This window comes from Salinimicrobium sp. 3283s (genome assembly GCF_039602225.1).
GTDB lineage: Bacteria > Bacteroidota > Bacteroidia > Flavobacteriales > Flavobacteriaceae > Salinimicrobium > Salinimicrobium profundisediminis.
Genome location: NZ_CP143631.1, coordinates 844,545 through 855,355, shown reverse-complemented (window position 1 = coordinate 855,355; position 10,811 = coordinate 844,545). Strand labels below are relative to the sequence as shown.

General features: G+C 43.8%; 8 protein-coding genes. All 8 read left to right on the top strand.

What is annotated here, in order from left to right; translation table 11 throughout:
* The 8 genes from mraY to ftsZ all read left to right on the top strand — a co-directional run bounded on the left by mraY (position 1) and on the right by ftsZ (position 10,400).
* The gene (mraY, locus tag VS868_RS03675) at positions 1-1,242 is read left to right on the top strand and encodes a phospho-N-acetylmuramoyl-pentapeptide-transferase (protein WP_266069246.1); all 1,242 of its coding nucleotides are present in this window, start codon (positions 1-3) and stop codon (positions 1,240-1,242) included.
* Complete coding sequence (gene murD / locus VS868_RS03670) at positions 1,242-2,603, top strand: UDP-N-acetylmuramoyl-L-alanine--D-glutamate ligase (protein WP_345599244.1); 1,362 nt, start codon at positions 1,242-1,244, stop codon at positions 2,601-2,603. Before mraY ends, murD begins: the two co-directional genes overlap by 1 nt.
* 25 nt (positions 2,604-2,628) lie before the next feature.
* Positions 2,629-3,837: an FtsW/RodA/SpoVE family cell cycle protein gene (locus VS868_RS03665; protein ID WP_345599243.1), complete on the top strand. Its 1,209-nt coding sequence runs from the start codon at positions 2,629-2,631 to the stop codon at positions 3,835-3,837.
* Complete coding sequence (gene murG, locus VS868_RS03660; protein WP_345599242.1) at positions 3,834-4,937, top strand: undecaprenyldiphospho-muramoylpentapeptide beta-N-acetylglucosaminyltransferase; 1,104 nt, start codon at positions 3,834-3,836, stop codon at positions 4,935-4,937. Before VS868_RS03665 ends, murG begins: the two co-directional genes overlap by 4 nt.
* Entirely contained in the window at positions 4,938-6,293 is a 1,356-nt protein-coding gene (murC, locus tag VS868_RS03655; RefSeq protein WP_345599241.1) for a UDP-N-acetylmuramate--L-alanine ligase, read from the top strand. It begins immediately after the preceding gene.
* Positions 6,280-6,999 carry a cell division protein FtsQ/DivIB gene (locus VS868_RS03650; protein WP_266069241.1) on the top strand — a complete coding sequence of 240 codons (720 nt, stop codon included), beginning with the start codon at positions 6,280-6,282 and terminating at the stop codon, positions 6,997-6,999. The genes murC and VS868_RS03650 overlap by 14 nt, the downstream gene beginning before the upstream one ends.
* A gap of 3 nt (positions 7,000-7,002) precedes the next feature.
* The gene (ftsA, locus tag VS868_RS03645; RefSeq protein ID WP_345599240.1) at positions 7,003-8,346 is read left to right on the top strand and encodes a cell division protein FtsA; all 1,344 of its coding nucleotides are present in this window, start codon (positions 7,003-7,005) and stop codon (positions 8,344-8,346) included.
* Positions 8,347-8,408: 62 nt separating this feature from the next.
* Positions 8,409-10,400 (top strand): cell division protein FtsZ, encoded by a 1,992-nt coding sequence (gene ftsZ / locus VS868_RS03640; RefSeq protein ID WP_345599239.1) that lies wholly within the window; start codon positions 8,409-8,411, stop codon positions 10,398-10,400.
* Positions 10,401-10,811: the final 411 nt, after the last annotated feature.

Below are 10,811 nucleotides of genomic sequence, written 5' to 3'. Positions count from 1 at the left end.
ATGTTATACCATCTGTTCGAATATCTTGAAGATGCCTATACCTTTCCCGGGGAGAGACTTTACCAGTATATCTCCTTTAGATCGGCTGTGGCCATAATTCTGTCTTTAGGGATATCGACCATATACGGAAAAAGGATCATCAATTTCCTTCAGAAGAAACAGATAGGCGAGAGCGTAAGGGACCTGGGGCTGGCAGGTCAAAGCCAGAAAGCCGGTACGCCAACCATGGGTGGGATCATCATCATTATTTCCACGCTCATACCTGTGCTGCTGGTGGCCAAGCTGGACAATATTTACGTCATCCTTTTAATTGTAACTACCCTCTGGATGGGTACCATTGGGTTTCTGGATGATTATATTAAGACCTTCCGTAAAGACAAAGCGGGGCTAAAAGGTATATTTAAGGTAGTAGGCCAAGTAGGGCTTGGTGTGATAGTAGGTGCGACCATTTACTTTCATCCCGATATTACCATAAATGAAAATCCGCAGTTGCCTGGAAATACAGAGGCGGTGGAACTGATCTCTTCAGCTGAAAATCCTGTCACTACTTCTGTGGAAGAAAAATCGACCAAGACCACTATTCCGTTCGTGAAGAACAACGAGTTTGATTACGCCAGCCTTATTACCTGGATTAATCCTGAATACGCTAAATATGCCTGGTTGATCTTTATCCCAATTGTGATTTTCATTGTAACGGCCGTATCAAACGGTGCCAATCTCACCGATGGGATTGACGGACTTGCAGCAGGAACTTCGGCCATTATTGTTCTCGCCCTGGGTATTTTTGCATGGGTTTCGGGGAACATTATTTTCTCCGATTATCTTAACGTGATGTACATCCCCAGAACAGGGGAAATGACAATATATATTTCGGCTTTTGCAGGAGCTTTGGTAGGATTCCTTTGGTACAATACTTTTCCGGCCCAGGTCTTTATGGGAGATACGGGAAGTTTGACCATTGGAGGGATTATCGCAGTAATAGCCCTGGCCACAAGAAAAGAACTACTTATTCCTATACTTTGCGGGGTGTTTTTAATTGAAAACCTCTCGGTAGTAATGCAGGTGGGATGGTTTAAATATACCCGAAAGAAGTACGGCGAAGGCAGGAGGATCTTCCTCATGTCACCTTTGCATCATCATTTTCAAAAAGCCGGATTTCATGAAAGTAAAATTGTTGTGAGGTTCTGGATCATTGGGATCTTCCTGGCGATTGTCACCATTGTAACCCTAAAAATTCGATAATGTCTAAAGGAGCTAAAAACTTAGAACGAAATCTACTGGTCATTCTTGGCGCAGGCGAGAGCGGTGTGGGTACGGCAATCCTGGGCAAGAAGGAGGGTTTCCAGATATTTGTTTCAGATAAAGGGAAAATTAAAGACAACTTTAAAGCCCAGCTAGACGAGCATGAGATTGAATGGGAAGAAGAGCAGCATTCAAAAGAAAAGATATTTGAAGCTCATTTAGTAATGAAAAGTCCGGGGATACCTGACGATGCCCCCCTCGTCAGCCGGCTTAGAGGAAAAGGAATTCCCGTAATTTCTGAAATTGAATTTGCCTACACCTATACCAGCGCAGTTTTAGTGGGGATTACAGGAAGTAATGGCAAAACCACAACTACAAAACTCACCCACCATCTTTTAAAGAATGGCGGTCTTAATGTAGGAATGGCAGGTAACGTTGGGCAGAGTTTTGCCAAACAGGTGGCAGAAACCGATGCCGATCACTACGTGCTTGAACTAAGCAGCTTTCAGCTTGACGGGATAGAAGATTTTAAGCCGCACATAGCGGTATTAACCAATATAACACCAGATCATCTGGACCGTTACCGGCATGACTTTAACCAGTACATAGCCAGTAAATTCAGAATTGTAAAGAATCAGACAGAAAAAGACTATTTCATCTATGACGCAGACGATCCTGTGATCATGAAGTGGCTCCAGGAAAACCCGATACTATCTCAAAAATTGCCTTTTTCCCTTCGGGAGGAACTGGAAAAAGGAGCTTTTATAAAAGATGAACAACTTATTATTCGTACAGATAATTCAGAAATGACCATGTCAACATCCAAATTAACCATAGAGGGAAAACATAATGCCAAGAATGCGATGGCAGCAGCAACAGTTGCGCAATTACTACGCATTAGAAAAGAGACCATAAGACAGAGCATGGAGAGTTTTCAAGGGGTAGAACACCGGCTTGAAAAAGTGCTTAAAATAAATAGTGTACAATATATTAACGATTCTAAAGCTACTAACGTAAATGCTACTTACTACGCACTTGAAAGTATGGAATCTGAAACTATCTGGATTGTTGGAGGTGTAGATAAAGGCAATGAATATGCCGAGCTGTTACCTTTGGTGAATGAGAAAGTTAAAGCTATTGTATGCCTGGGGATCAATAACGAGCCCATAATAAATGCATTTGGGAACTGTGTGGACACTATTCTGGAAACCAGGTCTATGGAAGATGCTGTACAGCAGGCATACAAATTGGCAGAAAAAGGAGATGCGGTACTGCTTTCACCGGCCTGTGCAAGTTTTGATCTATTTGAAAACTATGAAGACAGGGGAAGGCAATTTAAAGAAGCCGTTAGGAATTTATAAAAACTAAAGTGTCAAAAAGGGGATAATGACAGGATTTTTTTCAAGGGTAAAAGGAGATAAAACTATCTGGGCTGCGGCTGCACTGCTGGCGATTTTTTCGTTTCTGCCGGTGTACAGTGCAAGTAGCAACCTGGCTTACCTTTACGGTGACGGCAGCACGCTGCCTTACCTGGTGAGCCATTTTATCCATTTATTCCTTGGGTTTGTCATTATGTTCTTTGTGCACAAAGTGCCTTACCACTATTTTGTAGGCCTCTCAATCATTACGCTTCCGCTCTTAATTCTCCTGTTGCTGTTCACAGTATCACAGGGAGTGGTAATAGACGGTGCCAACGCCAGCCGGTGGATTAATATTCCTATTCTTAATAAGACTTTTCAGCCTTCCACGCTAGCTTCGGTTGTATTGTTGACCTACGTAGCCAAGTATATGGCAAGGGTCAAGGATAAGACATACACTTTCAAACAAACTATTCTTCCGCTTTGGTTGCCCGTGGCTGTTGTGATGGGGCTCATTTTGCCCGCCAACTTTTCCACAACCGCTATACTATTTCTCATGGTGCTGCTGGTCACCTTTATTGGAGGGTATCCGTGGAAGTATCTTTTGGGCATCATAGGCGTGGGGGTTGTTATGCTGGGTATCTTTATTTTAACTGCCAAGGCTTTTCCCGGGCTGTTCCCCAACCGGGTAGATACCTGGATAAGCCGCGTGGAAAGTTTTACTAATGATGAGGTCACTGAAGCCGATTATCAAATTGAAAAAGCCAAAATAGCTATTGCAAGTGGAGGAGTGACCGGCCAGGGAATAGGAAAAAGCGTACAACGAAATTTTCTTCCGCAGTCATCTTCAGACTTTATTTACGCCATTATCGTTGAAGAGATGGGGTTGATTGGTGGAATAGGAGTGATGTTTGCATATCTCCTGCTCTTTTTTAGAATAATTATTGTGGCTACAAAAGCCAATACTGTATTTGGGAAATTACTGGTAATAGGGGTAGGCCTGCCCATAGTTTTTCAGGCGCTGGTCAATATGGCCGTTGCCGTAGAATTATTTCCAGTGACGGGGCAAACCCTGCCGCTCATAAGTAGCGGGGGTTCTTCTATCTGGATGACCTGCCTTGCACTTGGGATGGTATTAAGTGTAAGCGCCAAGCGGGAAGAGGAGCTGGAACAAATAGAACAGGAAACCAAAGCGGATGAAGACAATCCGTTGGAAATATTAAGTGAGGCAATATGAAAAATCAATTGAGAGTGATCATATCGGGTGGAGGAACGGGAGGACATATATTTCCGGCAATTTCTATTGCCAATGAACTCAGGTTGCGATACCCTTCCTGCGAGATCCTTTTTGTTGGGGCGCAGGATAAAATGGAAATGCAAAAAGTACCCGAGGCCGGTTATGAAATCGAGGGTCTTTGGATAAGCGGTTTACAGCGACGTATTACCGCCAAAAACCTGCTATTCCCGGTGAAACTTGTAAAGAGCCTGTGGAGGTCTCGCGATATTATTAAAAATTTTAAACCTAATGTGGTTATTGGAACTGGCGGTTTTGCCAGTGGCCCTTTACTGCAAATGGCAAATAGGGAGAATATCCCCACCTTGATACAGGAGCAGAATTCCTATCCGGGGATCACCAATAAACTTCTTGCAAAAGGAGCCAACACCATTTGCACCGCATATCCAGATATGGGCAGGTTTTTTCCTGAAGAAAAGATCGTGCTTACCGGAAATCCTGTGCGCCAGGATTTGCTGAAGGTTGACGAAAAGAGGAAAGAGGCTCAGGATTTCTTCGGAATTGATCCCTCAAGGAAGACGGTGCTCGTTCTGGGAGGAAGCCTTGGTGCAAGAAAGATAAATCAACTGGTAGAAGACAACCTGAAGGAATTTGAAAAACACAACCTGCAGGTATTGTGGCAAACCGGAACTTTATATTTTGAAGATTACAGCAAATATGCAGAACTCGAAAACATCCAGACTTTTGCCTTTTTAAAGAGGATGGACCTGGCCTATGCCGCGGCAGATGTGATCATCTCACGAGCAGGTGCCGGTACGGTGTCTGAGCTGTGTATTGTTGGAAAACCGGTGGTCTTTATTCCGTCACCAAACGTGGCCGAAGACCATCAGACAAAGAACGCAATGGCAGTAGCCGAAAAAGATGCTGCAGTGATCCTTTCTGAAAGTCACCTGGAACAGGGGTTCAGGTCAATCTTCTTTCCATTGGTACAATCTGATGAAAAGATGCGTAATCTCGGGAAGAACATCAAGAAGCTGGAAAAGCCGAATGCAACTGCAAATATTGTAAATGAAGTTGAAAAATTATTGACAACCTGGCCATAAATGGGGCACTACGATAACATACAAAACATCTATTTTATAGGCATCGGCGGGATCGGGATGAGTGCTCTTGCCCGGTATTTTAGTGCCCGGGGTAAAAATGTTTCAGGGTTCGATAAAACTGAAACTCAGCTTACCCGCGAACTTCAAAAAGAGGGTATAGAGGTGATCACTTCCCCTAAAGTAGAAGATCTTCCAGATGCCATTTTAGAAGATAAGCAATCGCTTATCGTTTATACGCCGGCAATTCCGCTAGATCATGCGCAATATCTGCACTTCGCAGCCGATGGTTATACTATGGAGAAACGCGCTGCTGTACTGGGGAACCTCACAAAAGGGCATTTTACCCTTGCTGTTGCCGGAACTCATGGAAAAACCACTACCAGCAGTATGCTGGCCCATTTACTCAAGGTAACAGGCAGCTCAATAACGGCATTTTTGGGAGGTATAGCCGAGAATTATCACTCCAACCTCATTCTGGACGGAGACAAGGCCATGGTAGTGGAAGCCGACGAGTTTGACAGGTCATTTTTGAAGCTTGCACCCAATATTGCGGCAATTACCTCAATGGATGCCGACCATCTTGACATTTATGGGGAAGATTCTCAAATAAAAGAGTCTTTTAATGCATTTGCAGCCCTGGTACCCAAAGACGGGAAGCTGTTTTACGCTAACGGGCTGCCTCTAAAAGGAACATCTGTAGGCGTAAACGACGATGCAGATATAGCTGCCGTGAACATAGGTGTCAAAAATGGCAGTTATCACTTCGATTTAAGAACAAAAGAAAAAACCTATACAGGTTTTGAATTGAGCCTTCCGGGGAAACATAATTTACAGAATGCAGTTACAGCTTTGGCTATGGCAATGGAATACGGTGCCCCCCCCGAGTTCCTTGCCACGGCTTTGGCTTCTTTTAAAGGCGTACAACGGCGTTTTTCGTACCGAATTAAGCGTGACGACCTGGTGTTGATTGATGATTATGCCCATCACCCGGCAGAAATTGCTGCAGTGCACCAGGCGGTGCAGGAAATGCATCCGGGGAAACGTGTTTTGGCAGTATTTCAGCCACACCTCTTCAGTCGTACAAGAGACTTTGCTGAAGACTTTGCAAACAGCTTAAATCTCTTTGATGAGCTGCTGCTGATGAATATTTATCCGGCGAGGGAAAAGCCAATTGATGGAATTTCTTCAGAATGGCTTCTGAAGATGATCAAAAATGATAAAAAAGAACTGGTTCAAAAGGAGGATCTTTCCGAAGTAATTAGAGCTAAAAAAGCTGAGGTAGTGGTGCTTATGGGAGCCGGTGATATAGGGGAAGAAGTAGAGAAAATACGTAAAGAACTGAGTGGTGAAAATTAATTGGAATTACATAAAAACATTCTTGCTCATTGGCGTAGTGTTCTTTTTATTTGCATTCGCCGAAAAGCGCAATCATGCGCGGGTTCTTTCCGAAGTTAATCTGCATTTTACGAACAGCGAAAATCTGTATCTCACTGAAGAAGCGGTTAATAAATTGTTAATACAAAATGAGGTGAGACCCAGAAGTATAGGTAAAGAAACTTTAGATTTGAGTAGGGTCGAAACTTTACTGGAATCGCATGATATGGTTGAGAATGCTGAAGTGTTCCTCACTGTTGACGGAAAGATGGGGGCAGAGATCACCCAAAGGCAGCCTTTGGCCAGGGTAATGGCCAGTGCGCCGTTCTACCTGGACAGGCAGGGGTTGATGATGCCACTGTCACAGTACCATTCGGCAAGGGTGCCCCTGGTGACCGGGGTGAAGGAGGAGCAGCTGGAAGAATTGCATCCGCTTATGGCCTTTATAAATGCCGATGAGTTTCTTACCCAACACGTGACGGGTATTAACCGCCAGCCAAACGGGAAGTACGAGATACATTTAAGGCGGCTTGATTTTGAGGTGGTTTTTGGCGAAGTGAAAGACATTGAATTGAAGTTTAAAAATTTTAAAGCTTTTTATCAAAAGGCACTTAAGGATAAAAAGCTTGACGCATATAAAAAAGTGGATCTACAATTTGGTAATCAGGTTGTATGCACTAAAAAGTAAGGTATGGAACAGAACGACATCGCAGTAGGATTAGACATTGGTACTACTAAGATTGTAGCAATGATAGGCCGTAAGAATGATTACGGTAAAATGGAGATCATTGGTATAGGCAAGGCAAAAAGCCTGGGGGTTCATCGTGGAGTTGTAAATAACATTACCCAAACTATACAATCTATACAGCAGGCCATACAGGAGGCAGAGGCCGATAGCGGCATGAAGATAAAAGATGTGGTGGTGGGCATTGCCGGCCAGCACATTCGCAGTTTACAACACAGCGATTATATTACGCGCCCTAACCCCGATGAAGTGATAGACGCCTCGGATATTGAAACTTTATGTAACCAGGTGCACAAGCTGGTTATGCTTCCGGGAGAGGAGATTATTCACGTGCTTCCGCAGGAATTTAAAGTTGACGGGCAGGCGGAGATCAAGGAACCTATTGGAATGTATGGCGGAAGGCTGGAAGCTAACTTTCATGTAGTAGTTGGCCAGGTATCCTCGATAAGGAACGTGGGCAGGTGTGTGAAAAGTTCGGGACTGGAGCTTTCGGCAGTTACTTTAGAACCGTTGGCATCTGCAAATGCTGTTTTAAGTCAGGAAGAAAAAGAAGCCGGTGTGGCTTTAGTCGATATAGGAGGTGGAACTACAGATTTAGCCATCTTTAAAGACGGAATAATCAGGCACACCGCTGTAATCCCTTTTGGTGGCGGAGTAATTACCGAAGATATCAAAGAAGGTTGCTCTATCATTGAAAAGCAGGCAGAGCTGCTGAAAGTGAAATTTGGTTCGGCCTGGCCGGGTGAAAATAAAGATAACGAGATTGTTTCTATCCCTGGCTTGAGAGGCAGGGAACCAAAAGAGATCACTTTAAAGAACCTTTCCAAGATCATACATGCACGGGTTGTGGAGATCATTGAACAGGTTTACCTGGAGATCAAGAACTACGGTCACGAAGAGCAGAAGAAAAAACTTATCGCCGGGATTGTACTAACTGGGGGCGGTGCCCAGTTAAAACATATAAAACAGCTGGTAGAGTACATTACCGGTATGGACACGAGAATAGGCTATCCAAACGAGCACCTGGCAGGGGATAGTGACAGTGAGACTACAAGTCCTGTTTTTGCCACTGCAGTTGGTTTGGTATTGAACAGCCTCGAGATTAACAGCAGGCACCATGTAAATGAAGAAGAGGAGCAGGAAGAAGTAGCCTCTGGAGCTACGCCTACAGCAGTGCCGCAAGAGGAGCCAGAAGAGCGGGAAGAGCCGGTTACCATAAGCCAGCCCCGCAGAACAATATTTGAAAAATGGTTTGAAAAATTCAAGGATTTTTTAGACAACGCCGAGTAGATCGGCGAAGAAATAACTATGGAAAAGAATAAAAGAAGTAGAAAACCAGTAAAAAAGAATTTATGAGCAGCACAGAATTCGGAAACATCACATTCGATCTCCCCAAGAATCAATCGAACGTCATAAAAGTTATTGGTGTAGGTGGAGGCGGTAGCAACGCGATAAACCACATGTTTCAGCAGGGAATAAAAGGGGTTGATTTTGTCATTTGTAATACAGATGCACAGGCCCTTGAAAATAGCCCTGTTCCAAACAAGATCCAGTTGGGAGTAAGAGAAACAGAAGGCCTTGGTGCAGGTGCCGATCCTGAAGTCGGTCGCAAAGCAGCAGAGGAAAGTTTTGACGAGATAAGAGCCCTTTTGGATACCAACACAAAAATGGTATTTATCACGGCAGGAATGGGCGGTGGTACAGGAACAGGTGCTGCGCCAATCATTGCCAAACAGGCAAAAGATATGGGGATACTTACGGTGGGGATCGTAACCAGTCCTTTTTTGTTTGAAGGAAAGACCAGAAACGAGCAGGCACAACTGGGAGTAGAAAACCTGCGAAGTCATGTTGACTCGTTGATCGTGATCAACAATAATAAACTAAGGGAAGTATATGGAAATCTCGGATTCAAAGCAGGATTCTCTAAGGCCGATGAAGTCTTGGCCACAGCTTCTCGAGGAATAGCCGAAGTAATTACGCATCACTATACCCAAAACATTGACTTGCGGGATGCTAAGACCGTTCTTAGCAATAGTGGAACTGCCATTATGGGATCTGCACAGGCTTCAGGTGGAAACCGTGCACAGGATGCTATCTCGAAGGCATTAGATTCGCCGCTGCTTAACGATAATAAAATTACAGGTGCCAAAAATGTGCTGCTGCTTATCATTTCCGGTTCCGAAGAAATTACTATTGATGAAATTGGGGAGATTTCAGATCATATTCAGGCAGAAGCCGGGCACAGTGCCAACATCATCATGGGTGTTGGTGAAGATGAAAATCTTGATGATGCCATTTCTGTAACCATCATTGCTACGGGTTTCGACATTGAGCAACAAAATGATATTGTAAATACCGAAACCAAGAAGATCATTCACACTCTTGAAGATGAGCAAAGGGCAGAGCACGAGCTTTCTCCAAAGAAAACATCTTCAGTTTACGACGGGCCTGCACCGGCACCAGAAGAAGAAAATAAGATAGTTCACACCCTATCACTAGATGATGAAGATATAGATGGAGAGCCCGAAGCTAACCATCCTTCAAATGCTGTAAGGGATATGCATGTGGAGTACGAAGAAGTTCAGCCTGAAGAAGAACCTGAATTTATTATTACTGACAGCGTAAGGGATGTAGAGGTTTCGGAACCTGAGGTTGTTGAGCCAGAGCCGCAGGAGCAACAGTTTATGTTTACTTTTGACATGCCTAAGAACAATGCTTCAGAAGAAAGAAATGAGCCTAAGGCGCAACAGGAACAACCTGCGCCAGGAGAGCATAAAGAACCTGCTAAGGAACAACGTATAATTCATACGCTTTCTGAAGATACTGAAGCAAAAAATTCCGTAAAGAATGAAAGTGCGATACAGGCAAAGACTGAAAATGGGGTGACACGATATTCGCTACAGGATTACATGCAGGTGGAAGAAATGCTGAAGAGCTCTCAGCCTGTGCAGAAGAGCAGGCCCCAGCCACAACCTGAGCCAAAACTTAAGAGTCAGCCAGCACCGGTGCAGCCTCCTGTTTCAAAAGGAAATCCTGCACCCGAAGAAAATAAGGAGACGTCCGAAGATGACGTAGATCCTTTTAATATTCCTATCAATGAGAATTTGATAAAAAGATCGGCCGAGAGAAGAGCCAAGATGAAGGAGTTCAATTATAAGTTCAGGAATAACGTAAGTAAGGTTGACGAGTATGAAAGACAACCTGCATACAAAAGACAGGGTATAGACCTTGACCACACCGAGCCCGGAGAGGGAAAGTTGTCACGCACTACTTTAGGAAGCGGCAATGATGATGAGTTGAGATTTAGGACAAATAATTCCTTTTTACATGACAATGTAGATTAAGAAATTTCCTTAATAAATGAGAACCCGAAACGGCAATACCGGCTTCGGGTTTTTTATTTGCTGCAAGTTAATTTTTGGTTTTGATGTCTGCTCTTTAACCTACCAAATTAGAAATGCAGGAATGAAAGTGAGATTAACGAACGCATTTCTGATTATTCCTGCATAGTTTCACCCACAAGCACACCTGACAGATTCCAGTGGTTAAAGCCCGAACCCTCTATGGAACCCTGATCAATGATGAACTGGAGCGTATGGGAGCCTTTTTTAAAATCTTCAAGTGGAATAATATAAGGAGAGGTTATAGTGGCAGGGTAAAAACCAAGGGCTTATACAGAACGAAAGGTTTTTTTATTTCAGAAGAGTTTGCACTGCCCGATTTCCTTATCTTCGCATAACGAATAAAAAATCCAA

What these genes read in the sequence shown, in the direction of transcription:
- VS868_RS03665 (WP_345599243.1), top strand. Translation starts at nt 2,629, where the DNA reads ATGACAGGATTTTTTTCAAGGGTAAAAGGAGATAAAACTATCTGGGCT.
- murG (WP_345599242.1), top strand. Translation starts at nt 3,834, where the DNA reads ATGAAAAATCAATTGAGAGTGATCATATCGGGTGGAGGAACGGGAGGA.
- ftsZ (WP_345599239.1), top strand. Translation starts at nt 8,409, where the DNA reads ATGAGCAGCACAGAATTCGGAAACATCACATTCGATCTCCCCAAGAAT.
- ftsA (WP_345599240.1), top strand. Translation starts at nt 7,003, where the DNA reads ATGGAACAGAACGACATCGCAGTAGGATTAGACATTGGTACTACTAAG.
- murD (WP_345599244.1), top strand. Translation starts at nt 1,242, where the DNA reads ATGTCTAAAGGAGCTAAAAACTTAGAACGAAATCTACTGGTCATTCTT.
- murC (WP_345599241.1), top strand. Translation starts at nt 4,938, where the DNA reads ATGGGGCACTACGATAACATACAAAACATCTATTTTATAGGCATCGGC.
- mraY (WP_266069246.1), top strand. Translation starts at nt 1, where the DNA reads ATGTTATACCATCTGTTCGAATATCTTGAAGATGCCTATACCTTTCCC.